At 68.1% G+C, this 18,238-nt stretch carries 16 protein-coding genes; 6 read left to right on the forward strand and 10 right to left on the reverse strand.

Annotated features, from left to right (window positions below):
* Positions 1–83: 83 nt before the first annotated feature.
* From egtB to ACUTR7_RS11360, 3 genes are all read right to left on the reverse strand, one after another.
* The gene (egtB, locus tag ACUTR7_RS11350; RefSeq protein WP_445608880.1) at positions 84–1,382 is read right to left on the reverse strand and encodes an ergothioneine biosynthesis protein EgtB; all 1,299 of its coding nucleotides are present in this window, start codon (positions 1,380–1,382) and stop codon (positions 84–86) included.
* Positions 1,369–2,427, reverse strand: coding sequence for an L-histidine N(alpha)-methyltransferase (gene egtD / locus ACUTR7_RS11355; protein WP_099752369.1), 1,059 nt, complete (start codon positions 2,425–2,427; stop codon positions 1,369–1,371). The genes egtB and egtD overlap by 14 nt, the downstream gene beginning before the upstream one ends.
* A 388-nt stretch (positions 2,428–2,815) precedes the next feature.
* Entirely contained in the window at positions 2,816–3,430 is a 615-nt protein-coding gene (locus ACUTR7_RS11360; RefSeq protein WP_013801530.1) for an OmpW/AlkL family protein, read from the reverse strand.
* A gap of 230 nt (positions 3,431–3,660) precedes the next feature.
* On the opposite strand from ACUTR7_RS11360, the gene ACUTR7_RS11365 reads away from it, so the two are divergent.
* The 5 genes from ACUTR7_RS11365 (at position 3,661) to ACUTR7_RS11385 (ending at position 10,316) form a co-directional block, all read left to right on the forward strand.
* Positions 3,661–4,176, forward strand: coding sequence for a sigma-70 family RNA polymerase sigma factor (locus ACUTR7_RS11365; protein WP_065346612.1), 516 nt, complete (start codon positions 3,661–3,663; stop codon positions 4,174–4,176).
* Positions 4,173–5,210: a FecR family protein gene (locus ACUTR7_RS11370; protein ID WP_445608881.1), complete on the forward strand. Its 1,038-nt coding sequence runs from the start codon at positions 4,173–4,175 to the stop codon at positions 5,208–5,210. Before ACUTR7_RS11365 ends, ACUTR7_RS11370 begins: the two co-directional genes overlap by 4 nt.
* A 103-nt stretch (positions 5,211–5,313) precedes the next feature.
* Positions 5,314–7,785: a TonB-dependent siderophore receptor gene (locus tag ACUTR7_RS11375; protein WP_445608882.1), complete on the forward strand. Its 2,472-nt coding sequence runs from the start codon at positions 5,314–5,316 to the stop codon at positions 7,783–7,785.
* 279 nt (positions 7,786–8,064) lie between these two features.
* The gene (locus ACUTR7_RS11380) at positions 8,065–9,579 is read left to right on the forward strand and encodes a hypothetical protein (protein ID WP_445608883.1); all 1,515 of its coding nucleotides are present in this window, start codon (positions 8,065–8,067) and stop codon (positions 9,577–9,579) included.
* 116 nt (positions 9,580–9,695) lie between these two features.
* Complete coding sequence (locus ACUTR7_RS11385) at positions 9,696–10,316, forward strand: glutathione S-transferase family protein (RefSeq protein ID WP_013801525.1); 621 nt, start codon at positions 9,696–9,698, stop codon at positions 10,314–10,316.
* 36 nt (positions 10,317–10,352) lie between these two features.
* Here ACUTR7_RS11385 and ACUTR7_RS11390 read toward each other — a convergent pair whose 3' ends face one another.
* Together ACUTR7_RS11390 and ACUTR7_RS11395 are read right to left on the reverse strand one after the other, a co-directional pair.
* A complete protein-coding gene (locus tag ACUTR7_RS11390; RefSeq protein WP_047326786.1) occupies positions 10,353–10,688 on the reverse strand; it encodes a type II toxin-antitoxin system YafQ family toxin in 336 nt (111 codons plus the stop codon).
* The gene (locus tag ACUTR7_RS11395; protein ID WP_046986771.1) at positions 10,688–10,984 is read right to left on the reverse strand and encodes a type II toxin-antitoxin system RelB/DinJ family antitoxin; all 297 of its coding nucleotides are present in this window, start codon (positions 10,982–10,984) and stop codon (positions 10,688–10,690) included. The genes ACUTR7_RS11390 and ACUTR7_RS11395 overlap by 1 nt, the downstream gene beginning before the upstream one ends.
* Positions 10,985–11,246: 262 nt before the next feature.
* Between ACUTR7_RS11395 and ACUTR7_RS11400 the strand changes: the two genes are divergently transcribed.
* Entirely contained in the window at positions 11,247–11,501 is a 255-nt protein-coding gene (locus ACUTR7_RS11400) for a hypothetical protein (protein ID WP_012206639.1), read from the forward strand.
* A gap of 34 nt (positions 11,502–11,535) precedes the next feature.
* Here ACUTR7_RS11400 and ACUTR7_RS11405 read toward each other — a convergent pair whose 3' ends face one another.
* The 5 genes from ACUTR7_RS11405 to ACUTR7_RS11425 form a co-directional block, all read right to left on the reverse strand.
* Positions 11,536–12,342, reverse strand: coding sequence for a tetratricopeptide repeat protein (locus ACUTR7_RS11405; RefSeq protein ID WP_445608884.1), 807 nt, complete (start codon positions 12,340–12,342; stop codon positions 11,536–11,538).
* Between the two features lie 32 nt (positions 12,343–12,374).
* Positions 12,375–12,983, reverse strand: a complete 609-nt coding sequence (locus ACUTR7_RS11410) for a hypothetical protein (protein WP_445608885.1) — start codon at positions 12,981–12,983, stop codon at positions 12,375–12,377.
* Positions 12,984–13,290: 307 nt separating this feature from the next.
* Complete coding sequence (locus ACUTR7_RS11415; protein ID WP_096913622.1) at positions 13,291–14,268, reverse strand: DUF808 domain-containing protein; 978 nt, start codon at positions 14,266–14,268, stop codon at positions 13,291–13,293.
* Between the two features lie 128 nt (positions 14,269–14,396).
* Positions 14,397–15,629 carry a VWA domain-containing protein gene (locus ACUTR7_RS11420; RefSeq protein ID WP_012206643.1) on the reverse strand — a complete coding sequence of 411 codons (1,233 nt, stop codon included), beginning with the start codon at positions 15,627–15,629 and terminating at the stop codon, positions 14,397–14,399.
* Positions 15,626–18,211: a DUF5682 family protein gene (locus tag ACUTR7_RS11425; protein ID WP_445608886.1), complete on the reverse strand. Its 2,586-nt coding sequence runs from the start codon at positions 18,209–18,211 to the stop codon at positions 15,626–15,628. The genes ACUTR7_RS11420 and ACUTR7_RS11425 overlap by 4 nt, the downstream gene beginning before the upstream one ends.
* Positions 18,212–18,238: the final 27 nt, after the last annotated feature.

An 18,238-nucleotide genomic window follows, 5' to 3' on the forward strand; every position in this document is an offset into this window, starting at 1 on the left:
ACTCCCTCGGATCATTGAGGCCGACGATGCTACTGCATGCGCCGGCGCGCGATGCAATGCCAGGCAACGCGGCACGGGCAGGCTCAGGCCAGATCCCTTGCCAGCCGCAGGCCGGTCATCTGCCAGCGCGCCTGGGTGGGGAAGAAATTGCGGTAGCTGGCGCGCGCATGGCCGGGCGGCGTGAGGCAGGAGCCGCCACGCAGCACGTACTGGTTGACCATGAACTTGCCGTTGTATTCACCCACCGCGCCCTCGGCCACCACAAAGCCCGGGTAGGCGGTGTAGGCCGACTGGGTCCACTCCCAGACCTCGCCCAGCGCATGGCTGCCGGGCTGCATGGCGCACGGGTGCACGGGGCCGGGCGGCTCGCCGTGCTGCGGGCGCTGCGCCATCTGCGCGGCAAGGGCCGCCTCCCATTCCGCCTCGGTGGGCAGGCGCGCACCGGCCCAGCGCGCATAGGCATCGGCCTCGAAGTACGAGAGGTGGCAGACGGGCCTGCGCCCGTCCAGCGCCAGCGCGCCATGCAGGCTGAATTCCTGCCACATGCCGTCCATCACGCCGCCGGCCTGGCGCCGCCAGTACCACGGGTGCTCCAGCTTCTGCGCGCAGCGCCAGTCCCAGCCTTCGGCCAGCCACCACTGCGGCTGGGCATAGCCGCCATCCTTGACGAAGCGCAGGAACTCGGCATTGCTTACGGGCCGCTGCGCCATCTCGCAGCCCTGCAGGAACACCTCGTGGCGCGGGCGCTCGTTGTCGAAGGCAAAGCCCTCGCCCGCATGGCCCACGGCATGCATGCCGCGCGGCACGGTCAGCCACTGCAGCGGCGGGGGCAATCCATCGGGCTCTTGCGGCGCAGGCACGCCCTCTTCCTGCGCCCGGTACGCAGGCCACAGCGGGTGGCAGGACAGCAGGTGCTTGATGTCGGTCAGCAGCAGCTCCTGGTGCTGCTGCTCATGCTGCAGGCCCAGCTCCAGCAGCGCGGCCATCCGTGCAGGCGGCTGCGTGCCCCAGTCCTCGAACATCTGCAGCATGCGCTGGTCCACGGCCTCGCGGTAGGCCAGCACCCGCGCCAGCGAGGGGCGCGTCAGCAGCCCTCGCTGCGCACGCGGATGCCGCTCGCCCACCTGCTGGTAGTAGGAGTTGAACAGCACGCGAAAGTCGGCATCGAAGGGCGGCACGCCGGGCGCGTGCTCGGCCAGCACAAAGGTCTCGAAGAACCAGGTGGTATGCGCCAGATGCCATTTGGCCGGGCTGGCGTCTGGCATGGACTGCACGCATGCATCCTCGGCCGACAGGGGCGCGGCCAGCAGCACGGTGCTCTGGCGCACGGCCTCGTAGCGCTGCACCCAGCGGAAGACGGCGGGCATTTCACGCATGGGCATGGATCACGGCAAACCACTGGCGCTCATCCGTCCAGACCTGGCAGGGCCCGAAGCCCGCGCAGGCCAGCATGCCCAGGAATTCGGGCAGCGGGTACTTGTAGCTGTTCTCGGTGTGGATGGTCTCGCCGGCCGAGAAATGCCGCAGCCCCTGCGGCCAGCCCACGATCAGCGGGCGGCGCGCGCGCAGGTGCATCTCGATGCGCGAATGCTCGGCGTTGAAGAAGGCCACATGCTCCCAGTCGTCCGGGTTGAAGTCGCTGCCCAGCAGGCTGTTGACGTGGCTGAGCAGGTTCAGGTTGAAGCGCGCCGTCACGCCCTGTGCATCGTCATAGGCGGGCTCCAGCCATTGCGTGGACTTGGGCAGGTCTATGCCGATCAGCAGGCCGCCGTCGTCGTTGACCATGGCACGCATCTGGCCCAGCATGCGCTGGGCCTGCACCGGGTCGAAATTGCCGATGGACGAGCCCGGATAGAATAGCAGTCGCCCGGCCTGCGGGATATGGGGCGGCAGGGTCAGCGGCTCGGTGATGTCGGCCGTGACGGCATGGGCCTGCAGCTGCGGAAATTCCTCGGCCAGCCGCCGCACGGACTGGCGCAGGAACGCGCCCGCAATGTCCACGCCCACGAAATGCCGTGGCCGCAGGCTGCGGCACAGGGCGCGCACCTTCTCGCAATTGCCGGCGCCCAGCTCGATCAGCACCTCGCTGCCGCGCAGGGCCTCGGCCATGGCGGCGCCAGAGTCGGCCAGGATGGCGGCCTCGGTGCGCGTGGGGTAGTACTCGGGCAGCCGCGTGATCTGCTCGAACAGGTCGCAGCCGCGCGCGTCGTAGAGGTATTTGGGAGAGACCTGGGCCTGGGGCTGCATCAGCCCGTGCTGCAGTTCGGCGCGGGTCGCGCGCAGTGCGTGGTCCGCCCATTCCGGGGCCGCCTCGCGCCTGCCGCCTTCGGCTGGCGCACGCGGCGCCGAAGGCAAAGGCAGCGGCACGCGCTGGGCGCGCGATGCCAGGGCAGAGGAAGACACGGTCGAATCGTGGGCAGACAGCATGGTGGGGGCCTCGCGTTGTGCGCCGCCCGCCGCAGCATGGTGAATGCCGCATCCCGGCTTGCAGCAGGGCGCGGTCGCCAAGGGGCGGACAGCCAATGGTGACTGACGCCTGCAAACGGCAAGCGAGCCTCGCAAGACTCGCACCGGCAGGCCGAGGCACCAGCCTAGGCGCCTGCCCATGGCATGCGGGTAGGACAGTTTCCACCGCGCGTGATTTTTTCGTGACCTGTCCGGTGGTGCGCCGCAGCATGTCCGCAGCAGGCGAAAGCACCGGTTCGGACGAAAAAAATCCGGTATGCCGCGAACGGCATACCGGACCAAGTACCCATCCTTGCCTCACTACGCGCTGCCGGATGAAGCAGCGCGTGCCTCACTCATGATCCGGAGATCAGAAGCGATAGCCCAGTCCCACACCGACCAGCACCGGGTTCACCTTGAAGGTGCCCACCTTGGTGCCGGCGGAGCTCACGTCCGTTTCAATGAAGACCTTCTTCACGTCGAAATTCAGCGACCAGTTCTTGTCCAGCGCGTAGTCGAAACCGATCTGCAGCGCGCCGCCGAAACTGTTCTTCTTGATCGAGGGGTTCAGCGCGGCCTGCACGGCAGGGTTGAAGCTCACGCTCGAAAAGCGGGTGTAGTTCACACCGGCGCCGACGTAGGGCTTGAAGGCGCCGAAATTGGTGAAGTGGTATTGCGCCAGCAGCGTGGGCGGCAGGTGCTTGAGGCTGCCGATCTGGCCCAGGCCGTTGGCACGCAGGTCGTGCTTTTGCGGGTAGGTCAGCACCAGCTCGGCCGCGATGTTGGGCGTGAAGAAGTAGGACACGTCCAGTTCGGGCATCCACTTGTTGTTGATCGACAGACCCAGACCCGTGCTGTCCTTGTTGGCGCTGTCCAGATTCACGGCGCGCACGCGCACCATCCAGGGGCCTTCGGCCTGCTGCGCAAACGCGGCACCCGACGACAGGGCGCAAACGGCAGCAACGGCGAGCAGAGTTCTTTTCATGATGGAGAGTCTTGGAGTAGCCCGGGGCAAATCCCGTAGCTGTATTGCATCAGGGGCGGACGTGGCCGATCTTGTCCTAGCTCAAACCCGAAGGTGCGCAGCCCCGCATGGCCGGATCGCGTTGGATGCATGCAACGCATTGCGCGGCGGGCCAGTTGCGGGCAGGCTGCAGCCATTGCTCAAATAGAATGCGAATCATTATCAAATCCGCATTCCCAGGAACCCGCCCCATGGCCGCCGCGCCTTCGCACCCCGACATCGCCCTGCTCTACAGCGACCACCACGGCTGGCTGGTGGGCTGGCTCAGGCGCCGGCTGGGCAATCCCTGCGATGCGGCCGACCTGGCCCAGGACACCTTCGTTCGCGTGCTGGGCAAGCCCCAGTCCCTGCATGGCGTGCGCGAGCCGCGCGCCTGGCTCACCACCATCGCCCACGGCCTGGTCGTGGACCACACCCGCCGCGCCGCGCTGGAGCGCGCCTGCCTGGACGCCATCGCCAGCCTGCCCGAGCCGCTGGCGCCCTCGGCCGAGGAGCGCCATCTGCTGATCGAATCCCTGGTGCGCATGGACAACCTGCTGGCCGGCCTGCCGCCCAAGGCCCGCAGCGCCTTTCTGCTCTCTCGCCTGGAAGGCCTGAGCTACCCGGAAATCGCCCTGCAGCTGGGCGTGTGCCTGAGCTCCGTCGAGAAATACATGGCCGCCGCCATACGCCACTGCCTTGCCCTGCGCAAGGAACTGACGGCGTGAGCACAGACCAGGCCCCCCAGGCGCTGGAACAGGCCATTGCCTGGGCCGTGCGGCTGGCCTCCGGCACGGCCACCGATGCCGACCGCGCCGCCTGCCAGGCATGGCGCAGCAGCCACGCCGCGCACGAACAGGCCTGGCAACAGGTCCAGGCGGTGGAGGCCCAGTTCGCCCTGCCCGCCGGCCAGGCGGGACTGGCCCACGGCGTCCTGCGGTCCGCTGGTCCAGGTCCGGCGCGAGGCCGGCGCGCAAGCCTGCAGCGGCTGCTGTTCCTGGGCCCCGCTGCCCTGCTGCTGGGATCCATGACATGGCGTTGGGCTGCACCGCGCGAGCAGATCGCGCTGGGCACGGCCATCGGTGAGCGCCGCAGCACCCTGCTGGCCGACGGCAGCCGCCTGCACCTGGCACCGGACACGCTGGTGCAGGTGGATTTCACCTTGCTGCGCCGCGTGGTCCGCCTGGCACGCGGCGAGATCTTCATCGACACCGGCAGCGACCCGCGCTCCCTCGCGGGCCGACGCTCCTTCTGGGTGGAAACGCCGCTGGCCCGCTTCGAGGCCCTGGGCACCAGCTTCGGCGTGCGCCACGAAAAACACCCGGACACGGCCACGCGCCTGTACGTCACCGAGGGCCGCGTGGCCATCCATGTCAGAGCGCTGGACGGCACTGCGCCAGACCCCCTGGACGCCATCGTCGCCACCTCCGGTGAGACCCATGTGCTGCACGCCGGCCAGCACCGCCCTGTGCGCCTGCCCGACGAAGGCCTGGTGCCCGACGCATGGACCGATGGCGTACTGGTCGCCCGCCGCATGCGCCTGGACGCCTTCATGACCGAGCTGTCACGCCAGACCGGCATGCCCATGGAATGCACCGACGACGTGGCTGCCCTGCATGTTTCAGGCGTATTCCAGCTGGACGGGCCGGATCCGGCGGGTCGTGCGCTGGCCGCCATTGCCCGCACGCTGCCTGTGCGTGTGGAGCGCGGACAAGGTGCGGCCAGCGGTGCCCACAGCGCCATGCGCCTGGTCAAAGCCTGAGCCGGAATTTTTTTCAGGCAGTCATTACGGGTTTCACACCGCCCGTTCGGCATAGGAGCAAAGACATCGCTTTTTCCTTTGCCGCTTCTCAAGGACTGCCTCCATGCCCAGCCTGCCCAGCACCCGCCACGCTGCCCATCCGCCCTCCTGCACACGCCCCACGGCCCTGGCCACGCAGGCCTTGGCGCTGGGCCTGTTGATCACGCTGGGCCTGCCAGCGACCGCTCTGGCCCAGAGCCCGAGCTCCGCCCCGGATGCCAGGTCCATCCGGTTCGACCTGCCGGCCGGTGATCTGGAGACCAGCCTGCACAGCCTTGCGCGCCAGGCAGGCATCACCCTCTCGTTCGATCCAGCCCTGGTCCAGGGCCGACAGTCGGCGGCGCTGAGCGGTACGCGCGGCTTGCAAGAAGGGCTTGCCGCCCTGCTCGCCCCGCACCAGCTGCAGGCCACGCGCACGGCCGAAGGCGGCTGGGCCGTGCACCGTGCGCGGCCCGGGGCCGCGGCCGAGCATGCACTGCCTACCGTGAACGTGCTGGCCGATGCCGAGCATGAAAGCGCCTGGGGCGCCGTGCCCGGCTACGCGCCGCGCCGCAGCGCCTCGGCCATGAAGATGGATGTGCCGCTGCTGGAGACGCCGCAGCAGGTCAGCATCATCGGCGAGGCCCAGATCCGCGACCAGGCCATCTCCAGCGTGGCCGAGGCCGTGCGCTACAGCGCGGGCGTGCGTCCCATGGACTACGGCGTCACCGATGACGACGTGGCCGTGCGCGGTTTCTATCTGACCGGCACGGGCCTGTACCGCGACGGCATGCGCATGGTCCACAACGGCTTCATGACCAACCTGGAGCCATATGGGCTGGAGCGGCTGGAAGTCGTGCACGGCCCGGCCTCGGTGCTGTACGGCCAGTCCGCGCCCGGTGGCCTGATCAATGCCGTCACCAAGCGCCCGCGCGCAGGCATGCAGCGCGAAGTGGGCGTGGAATTCGGCAGCCACGACCGGCGCCAGCTCACGGCCGACATCGGTGGCGCCATCAATGAACAGGGCACGGCACTGGCCCGACTGACCGTGCTCAAGCGCGAATCGGGCACGCAGTGGAATGGCCTGCGCGCCGATCGCAGCTACATCGCCCCCTCCTTCACACTGCTGGGCGAGCGCACCAGCCTCACCCTGCTGGCGCAGTACCAGGAGGACGAAACCGGCTTCGTCATCCCCTACTACCGCCAGACGCCTGCGGGCTGGTCGGCCACGGACATCAACGTCAGCGGACCGGGATCTGGCCACCACAAGCGCAATGCCAGCGTGGGCTGGCTGCTGGAGCACCGCCTGAACGACCAGCTCACGCTGCGCAACAACCTGCGCTACCTGGACGGCCGCAACGACCGGCGCGAGATGCGCAACCGGGGCCTGACGGCCGACCAGCGCGGCATGGCACGCCTGGCCATGGTGCGGCCCGACGCCGAACAGACCTGGGTCATGGACACGCAGATCGAAGGCCGCCACCACACGGGTGCCGTCTCGCACCAGTGGGCCGTGGGCTTCGACTACTACCGATCCAGGCTCGACTGGCGCATCTACTCGCTCAACGGCGCCGTGGCGCCGCTGGACCTGGTCAACCCCATCCACATCGCACCGAACTGGAATGACAACTACCTCAGCGACCGCGCGCTGGCCCGCACGCACCAGGCGGGCCTGTACGTGCAGGACCAGATCAAGTTCGGCGAGCGCTGGGTGCTCAGCGCCGGCCTGCGCCGCGACAGCGCACGCATAGACACCGACTACGACGCGCGCGCCGCAGCCACCGCGCCCTTCGCCATCACCACCGTGCGCCGCACCGACAGCGCCGTCACCGGGCGGCTGGGCCTGATCTACCTGGCGCCCAGCGGCCTGGCTCCCTATGTGTCCTTCAACAACTCCTTCCAGCCGCCGCTGACCACGGTCACGGCCACCGACGCCAACGGCAGGCCCTACGAGCCCGAGACCGCGCGCCAGTTCGAGGCCGGCCTGCGCTACGCGCCGCCATCGGCCGGCTACACGCTCAGCGCCGCCGTGTTCGACCTGCGCAAGCGCAATGTGCGCACGCCATCCACACTCAACCCTCGCTTCGACGTGCAGACCGGCGAAGTGCGCAACCGGGGGCTGGAGCTGCAGGCCCAGGGCGAGATCGGCGGCGGCTTCTCGGCCATTGCGGCCTATACCTACCTCGACTCCAGGGTCACGCGCAGCAACAACGCCATCGAGATCGGCGCACGCCCCGGCGCCACGCCGCGCCATGCCGCATCGCTGTGGGGCAAGTACCAGCGCGGCGCCCTGGAGCTGGGCCTGGGCCTGCGCCACATCAGCGCCACGCCTGGCGAGCTGCCCATGGGCGGCGTGAAGACCCCCATGAACGACGCCTACACGCTGTGGGACGCCATGGCCGCCTACACCACCGGCCCGTGGCGCTTCTCGGTCAACCTCAGCAACCTCACCGACAGGCAGTACCGCACGCAATGCAACACCTTCCGTGGCGGCGCGCAATTTTGCGCGCTGGGCTTTGGGCGCGAGGTGCGTGTGGCTGCGGCCTATCGGTTCTGAGTGCCTCCATTGCTGCCCGCCAGAGCGGGAGCAATGCAGGCCCCGCTCTTGGAACAACGCCTGGCGGACAGCAACAGACAGCCCACTCGGCATGCATCTGCAGCACGCTCGGTGCAGCTTCCATCCGGCACAGCGCATCGCGGACCTGCTCGTCTGGATCGGATGGCGTTGCGCCGCCGCAGCTGCATTGGTTCAGGCGCGCACGACGCCATCGACTTGACATTTCGCCTAGTCCACACCGCGCTCTGCTGGCGACAATCAGGTCTTTGAAAGGCGCGCATGCACTACGGCAAATCCCAGGCCATTGGAGACAAGAGCATCTTCATCATCGACACCGCCATGAGCGTGGTCGATGGCCGGCTCTACTACGAGTACTGCAACAAGGGGGACAGCACAACGTCCTTTCTGCGCGCCGTTGATGTGGCCACCGGCAACGTGCTCTGGGACCACCGCATGCGCGAGAGCGAGGGCATGTCGTGGTTCGTGGACGAGCGGCATCTGATGCTTTGCGACCAGGTGCTTGATGCCCGCACCGGCGAATGCCTGTTCGACTTCCATGCCGTGCCGGGCATGCAGGCCAGGCATTGGCCCGTTCCCGTGGAGCTGGACGCGCATCGCTGGCTCGTCGCGATGGAGGAGAGCAGTCCCGAGGGCCGCTATCTGCTGCTGGACCGTCGCAACTGGCAGGGCAGCACGCTGGCGCTGGGCCTGCAGGGTGCGTTTGTGCTGGAGGGGGCGGTCTACGGCTGGATCGTCCACCCTGAGCGCTCGGAGCTGCGGCGCTGGCATGAAACCGACGGGCACACCGAGCATGTGCTGTGGGTGGACAGTGCGCGCAACCTGTACTCGCCCGCCATTGCAGGCGCGTGGGCCGTGTTCGGCCCCGGCAGCAGAGACCACGTGGACATCGATGCACCCTGGCTTCGCATCCATCCTTGCAGCGGCGAAGTCCTGGCCATCACACCTCCCGTTCAACCTGACGATGAGCGCCGGCATGTGCATGCCCAGCGGGCAGCGCATCGTGACGGCGTGGTCTATTTCTGCTTTGCACGCCAGGGCATGTATGGCTATGACATTCGCAGCAACCGTTTCGGACCGTGCCTGTCGCCTACCCATGTCAGCGCGCCGCAATGCCATGCCGGCGTCCTCTATGGAATACAGGACAGGCACGAGGACGGCATGGAGCGGGCCTATCTTGTCGCCGTGGACCCGGACACCGGCACCCCGCTTTGGGAAACCCCGTGCAGCAGCCGCAACTACAGGCATCTGAGCGTGAGCGAATGCGGTGTATTTCTGGGCATTGCGGGCGGCAAAATCCAGCACCTTCCGCCAGCGGGCCGCAGGCGCAGCACCCAAACGGCAGAGCCTGCCAAACGCGCAAAACGCGCCAAGGCCGCCACCCAGCCGGTGCGCACCGTGCCACCCGAGTCTCCCTACGCACACATGCTGGGCGACATGCCCACGCTGCTCGATGCCCTGCAGGCGCGCGCCTGCGCGCAGAGCCCGGATAGCACCCTCACGGCCGTGGCCGTCTCCAGACCCTGGGCCATGGTGGCCTGCGTCGAATATGGCGAGGACCCCGACTTCCCCAATCTGCGCCTGCTGGATCTGCAGACCGATGCCTGGATCGCGCTCGACTGCAACGACCTGATCGACGCACCCATGATTGAAGGCATCACGTTCGTGGATGGCCAGGACGGGAAGCTGGACCTGCTACTGCATGACGGCGGCCGCCACACCATCCACATTGACCTGCCCGCACGCACCGTGCGTTGGAATGCCGAGCAGGCATAAGCAAAGACGCAGATGCCGCTTGCACGGCCGTGCGATACGCACTAACTTGGAGGGCCGGCCCGGCCATCGCGCCGACGGCAGAATCTGCACGTATCCCATCCCTACCCGTCTCTTTCATGACCACCCTCAAGCTCTACTACGCGCCCGGCACCTGCGCCCTGGCCACCCGCATCGCCCTGATCGAAGCCAATGCGCCGCACGAAGTCATCAAGCTCGACTTCCCCAAGGGCGAGCAGCGCAGCCCCGAATACCTGGCCATCAATCCCAAGGGCCGCGTGCCCGCCCTGGTGACCGAGCGCGGCGTGCTCACCGAAACGCCGGCCCTGCTCGCCTACGTCGCGCGCCGCTTCCCCGAGGCCCGGCTCGCCCCGCTCGACGATGCGTATGCCTTTGCCCACATGCAGGATTTCCACAGCTACCTGTCCTCCACCGTGCACGTGGCCCATGCCCACGGGCGCCGCGCAGGCCGCTGGGCCGATGACGAAGCGGCCATTGCCTCCATGCAGCGCAAGGTGGCAGCCAACATGGCCGAATGCTTTGGCGTGATCGAACGCCATTACCTGGGCGATGCCCCCTGGGTGCTGGGCTCGGACTATTCCGTGGCCGACGCCTACCTGTTCACCATTGCCGGCTGGCTGGAGGGCGACGGCGTGGACATCGCCGGCTTCCCCAAGGTGCAGGCGCATTTCAAGCGCATGGGCGAGCGCGCTGCCGTGCGCGGGGCGCTGGGGAACTGAGAGGGGGAGGCTGCGCGCGGCCTGCGATGGCCGCGCTCAGCCAAACAGATCGCTGTGGGTTCCAAGGCGCTTGAAGATGACGATCTCCATGTCCTTGGCTTCGGGATGCGGATCAATGCGATAGATCAGCAGGAAGTCCCCTCCCAGATGGATGTCCCGATCGCCCGCGTCCCATTCATCGTCGGCGATCAAGGCGTGATCGCTCCACTGCGCCGACAGCACCTGCTGCGCCGTGTGGGCGATGAGCAGGCCGCCGACCTGGTTCACCAGAGCCATGTCGTAGCGGCCTGATGCCGCCATGCGCTGGTAGTCCTTCTTGAAGGTCTTGGTGTACGCGATGGTGCGCAACCTGTAGCCCTTCTTGCCGGCCATCAGGCTTCATCCTTTTCCAGGGCCTGCAGCATGGCTTCAACAGAGGCATGTCCAGGTTCACCGCCTCTGGCGATTTCTCTCGCCTCCAAAGTGGCCTGCCGGTTTGTCTCGCGACGCAGCCGCATCGCCTGCACCTGCTCCGCAGTCAGCCGCAGGTCAAAGGGAATCCCGTTGTGCAGCACAACGCCCTGCAGAAACATGCGCACGGCGGCGTTCACATCCATGCCCAGCGTAGAAAGTATGTCGGCAGCGCTGTCGTAGATCTTGTCATCCACAGTAGTACGGATGATGGTCATCTTTTGCTCCTTTGAGGTCACTTGCCGACATATTTTAGGCAATCTCAAATCAACTATTGCTGCGACCTTCCACACGCATTCACTTGCAAAAACAAAAAACCAGACAGCTATTCGTAAATTTCCCTTGGCAGTCCACCAAGCCCCAGACCTCTACCGCCGTCCCCAAGCCTTGCCTACAGTCGCCAGGACAGGCAGGGGCGTTGCGCAAGGCGGCGCCTTTTCGCCATTCCAGAAACGACGGATTCAGACGACAGGGTGGAGCATGCAAAGACAAGCCAGGGTGATTGCCATCAACAACCAGACGGGGCTCATCGGCCTGCAGCCGGAGGGAGAGGACAGCTGCGTGCTGGCGCAGCAGCTCGATACCCGCCCCGTGAATACGGGCCAGATGCTGTCAGGGGAGATGGACAGCGTGGGCATGGAGACGTTTGTGAACGCGCAGACACAGGACCGCATCGAGGTCTTTGTCGAGGCCTACGGGTTGTCTGCGGAGGCCGTGGAGCTCGCCCTGCGCTGAGCGAGCTGCAGGGCGGAATGTGCAGGTGCCAGCGTCAAGGCCGCGCCCACTGCGCCAGCGTGTGCCGCGCCAGGGCCTCGACATCCAGCGGGGACTGCGGGTCTAACGCAAGCTCTCCCAGCATCACCATGGCCTCTGGGATCTGGTTGCGTTCGCGCAGCACCATGGCCTTGTTCAGGAGCAGAAAGCCGCGGGTCTCGGCATCGGGGCCGGCCTTCAGGCCGCTGTCCAGCAGGGCGAGACTTTTTGCGGGGTCATCCTCCAGATGGGCGGCGGTCTTCCAGGCGGGAGCGAAGCCGGGCGTCTCGCGGGTCATGGCCAGCGCGGCCTGGCGCGCCTTGTCGCGGTCGGTTTCCCACTCCAGGGCAAGGTAACGCAAGCAGGTGCCTTGGGGGAGCTTGCCGTCACGCTCCATGCGCAGGCTGTGCACGGCCGTCTTGGCGGTGAAGAAGCCCCTGGGCGCCAGTGCATCCACGCGCCGGTAACGCCGATAGGCCGCGTCAAAGTCCCTTTGCAGCAGGTAGGTGAACGCAGCGTCGTAGACGGGATAGGGCCAGCGGGGCGCCAGCTTCGAGGCGGTCTCGAAATGTGCCAGGGCGGCGCGGTAATCGCCGTTCTGCCCTGCAGCGCGGCCCAAGGCATGGGCATCGCGCGCGGCCTGGCTGACGGGTGTGGCGGAGGGCAGCTCCCAGCTGAAGCGGCCATCGGCCTTGTCCAGGTCGCTGCGCCTGAGCACGCGGCCGGCGCTGTCCTTGAACACGATGTCGTCGGCCGCCAGGGCTGGCGCCGGCGCCAGCAGTTGCAATGCCACAGCCGCGGCAGCAAGCAAGGAGAACTTCATGGTGTATCGGGCCTTGTTGGGAAGCCCCGATATTAGGGCGCAGCCCCTGTGGTGCGGACGGCAGGCAGGGATTCCACTGCACAGGCAGGCGGGGCCGGCCGGCTCCTGGCCCGGCCGCGCTTGCGGGCCAGGTGATTCATTTGCCATTCCAGCGATTCGGTGTCGAAGTCGAAGGCGTCGAGCAAGGCAATGGCCTTTCTGGCCTCCCTGAAGTCGATGTCCGTGATGGGCGGGCCATGCATCAGCGACAGGTCATGCTTGAGCAGCCACTCCTGCAGATCGGCCAGGGCGATGATGGAGACGCCCTGGTTGATGAGCTGTGACGCGCTGACCTGCGCGAGCACGGCCGGCGTCAGCTGCCTGGACGAGCGCAGGCCCAGCACCTGCTTGAGCTTGGCCACCAGCGGCGTGCGCAGCTCGAACTGGGGCAGGCTCTCGAAGTGGGCCAGGGATTCGAGGTACAGCTGCGGCTCCGCGTGGATGGCGGCCAGGTCGTTGGGCAGATGCAGCAGCTCGCAGATGCGGTTGAGCGCCGTGCGCGCGCGCTCGGTGCTGAGTTTCTCGGCCCTGCCCGCTTGCGCGAGCGTGCAGCCGGCGATGACGGACCGCAGCACGCTGGCCTTGGTGAGATTGGAAATCATGAAGTCCCCCTGATGAACACCCAGGGACCGGTGCGGATGCGAATTCAGCCGCCCGGTCCCGACAACGGCTCCGCTGCAGCAATGGGCCGCTCCCGGAGCCTCGGCGGCCGGCAGGCGCAAACGCATTGCGCCGCCGCCAAGGGACAGGAGGACGCCTGGCCTTGCGGAGTTCCAGGGGGAATGCATGTGCTTGCGCCCACAGTCAAATGCGCTGCGCCGAAGCGAAAATTCCATGCAAGCGGGGGTCGTCCGGCCCCCGTGGCGTGCCTTGCCGGCTGCAGGGCCGGCCGGCGATGTTTGCCGCGACTCAGCGGCGGCGCAGACGCTTGATGCCTTCGACAGCCGCCAGCACGATGGCACCGGCCACGATGCCGGCCACCGCGTTGAGCACATTGACGGCCAGCACCCGCCACAGGCCGCCCAGCGCGCCCTGGGCCACGGCCTCGCCCAGGCCTTCCACGGCGTGGTGCAGCGCAGGCACGCCGTGCACGAGGATGCCGCCACCCACCAGGAACATGGCGGCCGTGCCCGCAACGGACAGCCCCTTCATCAGCCAGGGAGCGGCGGCGACGATGCCCCGCCCCAGCGCGCGGGCCGCGGCGCTGGCACGCTGGCCCAGCCACAGTCCCAGGTCATCGAGCTTGACGATGCCGGCCACCAGGCCATAGACGCCCACGGTCATGATGAGGGCAATGCCCGCCAGCACGGCGACCTGCTGCCCGAACGGCGCCGAGGCCACGGTGCCCAGCGTGATGGCAATGATCTCGGCCGAGAGGATGAAGTCGGTGCGCACGGCGCCCTTGATCTTGTCCTTTTCCATGGCGACGAGATCGACGCCCGCATCGGCATTGGCCTGGGTCAGGCGCTCGCGCTCCACGGCATCTTCCTCGGGCGAATGCAGGAATTTGTGGGCCAGCTTCTCGCAACCCTCAAAGCACAGAAAGGCGCCGCCGACCATGAGCAGCGGCGTGACAGCCCAGGGAATGAAGGCGCTGATGAGCAGCGCCGTCGGCACCAGGATGACCTTGTTGACCAGCGAGCCCTTGGCCACGGCCCAGACCACGGGAATTTCGCGCTCGGCCCGCACGCCCGTGACCTGCTGGGCATTGAGGGCCAGGTCATCGCCCAGCACGCCGGCCGTCTTCTGCGCGGCCACCTTGGTCATGACGGACACATCGTCGGCCATGGCCACGCTCTTGCGTGCCGCCACCTTGGTCATGAGGGCCACGTCGTCCAGGATCGCTGCAATATCGTCCAGCAGCATCAGCAAACCAGCACCAGCCATCGCATTACTCCAGTGAATTGTTCGGGGAACTTCTTTTTGCCTGGGCGCCATCATGGGGCCTGGGCATGTCCTGCCCATGTAGGAGATGCCCGGCGGCCAGCCCGATCACGGGGCCGACCGGCCATCCGCTACTTGCTTGTCTTGAAGCCCTGCCCTGCCGCCCAGGCCGCCACGTCATCGCGGCGGATGGCGGCGGCCATGAGCTGCGGGAAGGCGTCCGGCGTGCAGGCGAACGAGGGCACGCCCAGCGCGGCCAGCTTGGCGGCCAGTTGCGCGTCGTAGGCAGGGGCGCCTTCGTCGCTGAGGGCCAGCAGCGTGATGAACTGCACGCCCGACTCCACCAGTTCGGAGGCGCGGCGCAGCAGGCCGCTTTCCACACCGCCTTCGTAAAGGTCGGAGATGAGCACGACGATGGCGTTGCGCGGCTCGCTGATCAGGCCCTGGCAGTAGCCCACGGCACGGTTGATGTCGGTGCCGCCGCCCAACTGCACGCCAAAGAGCACGTCCACCGGGTCGGAGAGCTTGTCGGTCAGGTCCACCACCGCCGTGTCGAAGACCACCAGACGGGTAGCGACGGCCGGCAGGCTGGCCATGACGGCACCGAAGATGCTGGAGTAGACGACAGAGTTGGCCATGGAGCCGCTCTGGTCTATGCACAGGATGACTTCGCGCTGCGGGCGGCGGACCTTGCGGCCGTAGCCGACCAGGGTCTCGGGCACGATGGTGCGGTAGTCGGGCTGCCAGTGGCGCAGGTTGGCGCGGATGGTGCGGTTCCAGTCGATCTCGGAGTGGCGCGGACGGCGGTTGCGCTGGCTGCGGTCCAGCGCGCCCGAGACGGCGCTGCGCATGGGCTCTTCCAGGCGGCGCATGAGGTCGTCCACCACCTTGCGCACGACGATGCGCGCGGTCTCCTTGGTGTTCTGCGGGATGACGGAGCCCAGGGAGATGAGGTCGGCCACCATGTGCACGTCGGGCTGCACATGCTCCAGCATTTCGGGCTGGAGCATGAGTTCGCGCAGGTTCAGGCGCTCCATGGCGTCGCGCTGCATGACCTGCACGACCTGGCTGGGAAAGTACTTGCGGATGTCGCCCAGCCAGCGCGCCACGCTGGGCGAGGAGTTGCCCCTCCCGCCGCGGCGCGAGAGGCCGCCGTCCTTGTTGTCCTCTTCGTAGAGCGCGGCCAGGGCCTTGTCCATCTCGTCGATGGAGCTGCCCTTGGGGCCCAGCCCGCCGCAGCTGGCCTCGGACGGCTGGCCCAGCACCAGGCGCCAGCGTTGCAGGCGGGTGGTGGGCTGGGGGGCGGTCTCCTGCGGGTCGGCGCCAGCAAGGGATGCGTCGTTCACGGTGGCAGCGGTGTTCATGGCTGGGCCTCCTGCAGGCGGGTCAGCGGTTGCGCGGGCAGGTTCAGGCCCAGCAGTTGATCGAGTACGGGAATGGCGAGCACGGCACGCGCCTCGTTCCAGGCGCCGTCGTTCCCATCGCCTGCCGCACCTGCAGCACCCGCGGCACCTGCGGATGCGGCCGCCACGGCCGCACTGCCCTGCCCTCGCCGGGCCTTCTCGCCCAGGCTCTGGCGGTCATGGTTGGAGAAGGCCGAGAAGCTGCGGCGCACCAGGGGCAGTATCTGGGTGAACTGGGTCTCGCCCAGCTGCGCCAACCAGGCATCGACGGCGCCCCAGATGGCGTCGTCGTGCAGCAGCACCAGGGCCTGGCGGTTGAGAAAGCCGTCCAGCCAGGCGGCAGCGTCCAGCGGCGGCACGCCCAGCGAGAGATTGCGGCCCAGTTGCGTGGCCACGGCCTCGCTGTCCAGGCGGTGGGCATCGAGCAGCAGGCGGCAGGCCGCGCCGCGCAGCAAGGCGGCGCCCGCGTCGCCCATGGCAATGCTGCGCAGGGCGCCGAACCAGGCTTCGCGCGGCTCTTCGGCATCGCGCAGGCGCAGGGCCTCGTGGGCCTGCAGCACCGTGGCCTGCATGTGCCTTGCGGCGTCTTCATCCAGCGCCATGCAGGCCAGGGGCAGGCCGATGGCGGCACGCAGCGCCATGCTGTCGATCACCGTGGCCAGCGCCTGAGTGTCGGTCTGGCGCACGCTGCCGTAGCGCAGCACATTGGCCAGCGGCGGCAGCGCCTGCATGAGCTGGGAAACGTCGCCGGTGCTGGCCGAGCGGTCGGCCAGGTCGTGCATGAGGGCATCGACCAGGTGCGGCAGGTCGGCCAGCAGGGCGTCGTCGATGGTCTTGGCCAGCTCGGGCAGCGGTGTCTCGGGCGTCAGCGCCTGGCGCACCTTGGCGGCTGCAGCCTGCACCAGGGTGCCGCCGTAGCGGCTGGCCTCGATGATGCGCACGGCCAGCTCGGGCTCCCACTGCAGCTGCCAGCTTTCGCGGAAGGTGCCGCGGTTGCGCTGCTGGTCGGTGGTGACGCTGCCCCACTCTATGCCCAGCAGGCGCAGCCGGTGCAGGAAGTGGCTGCGTTCGCGGTCCGTGTCCTTGCGCAGGTCCAGGGCCAGGACCTTGGCGGCCGCCTCGGGCTTGAGGCGCAGGCTTTTTTGCTGCTGCTCGATGTCGCGCTGCAGCGGCACCTGGGGCACGTCGGCGGGCACGCCGCCGATGCGGTCGCCCACGCTGAGTTCGCGCTCGATCAGGCGCAGCGGCGTGCGCTCGCCCATGCTGATGACGGTGACGATGGCCTCGTCCAGCTCGGGCAGGCCGGGGCTGGCATGGCCGCGCAGGGCCGCCAGGCTTTCGGCCAGGCGCGTGGCCTCGATGATGTGGGCGCTGGAGCAGTCCAGGTCCTTGGAGCGCAGCAGATGGGCCACGCGCGCCAGCCAGCCGACGGTGCGCTGGGTGCTGGCGCGTGCCGGGTCGGCAGCAGGTGCGGGCTGGAGCAAGGACTCGGGCGCAGGCTCGGAGCAGCGCCACAGATGTTCATACCAGCCCGGCGAATCCACGCCCGCGCCATAGCCGCTGGACGAGCACAGGTTGCGGTAGGTCCAGGGCGCCCAGGTGGCCTGGACCTTGGCCTTGGGCAGGCCCTTGAGCGTGGCGGCATCGGCCTTGGCGGTGACCTGGGCCTGCAGGGCAGGCACATGCCATGCGCCGCAGACCACGGCAATGCGCTGGTGGCCGGCCTTGACGGCCTCGCGCATGCACTGGCGCATCCAGGCTTCGCGCAACGCCTCGCGCTGGGCATGGCGTTCTCCGCGCACTTCGTTGGGCAGCTCGGCGCGCACCACGGTCATGGCTTCGGCAATGCCCTCGAACAGGGTGGCGCCGTCGCCGCGTTCCTCGACCATGCGGTTCCACCAGCTTTCGCCGTCGGGGTAGCCAGCGGCCTCGGCCAGCAGGTCCAGCGGATCGTGCCAGTCCTGCGGAGGCGGTGCCGAGGGATCGACGGCCAGGTCGGCAGCCGGCACGGACTGCGTGGTGTCGTCGCGGTCCAGGGCCTCGGCGGCATTGCTCTGGAGCTGGCTGCCGTCTGCCGCAGCAGCGACCGAGTCGGAGTCGGAGCCGGTGTCGGCATCTGCATCCTGGCCTTCGTCGGTCGCATCCGCGCCTGCATCAGCTGCATCTGCTGCCGCCACCTCGGCCCGGCGCCGCTCCTGCTCGGCCATGTCCAGCGCCATGCGGTGGGTCTGGGGCAGGTCGATGAAACGCGTGGCCACGCCCTGGCGCGCCGCCCATTGCAGGGCCTGCCATTCGGGCGAGAACTCGGCATAGGGATAGAAGGCGGCATGGGCCGGGCTGTCCTGCACATAGACCAGCATGGCCACGGGCGGCTGCAGGTCGGCATGCTGCAGCATGGGCAGCAGGGACTCGCCCTCGGGCGGGCCCTCCACCAGCAGGCAGTCGGGCTGCAGCTGCTCCAGGGCCTGCAGCAGGCTGCGCGCGCAGCCCGGGCCATGGTGGCGGATGCCGAAGAAATGAAGCGGATTGGCAGAGGTGGCCATACAGGGGATGCGCAGAGGGTGCGGTCG

Source organism: Delftia sp. NA_296.1 (assembly GCF_052692095.1).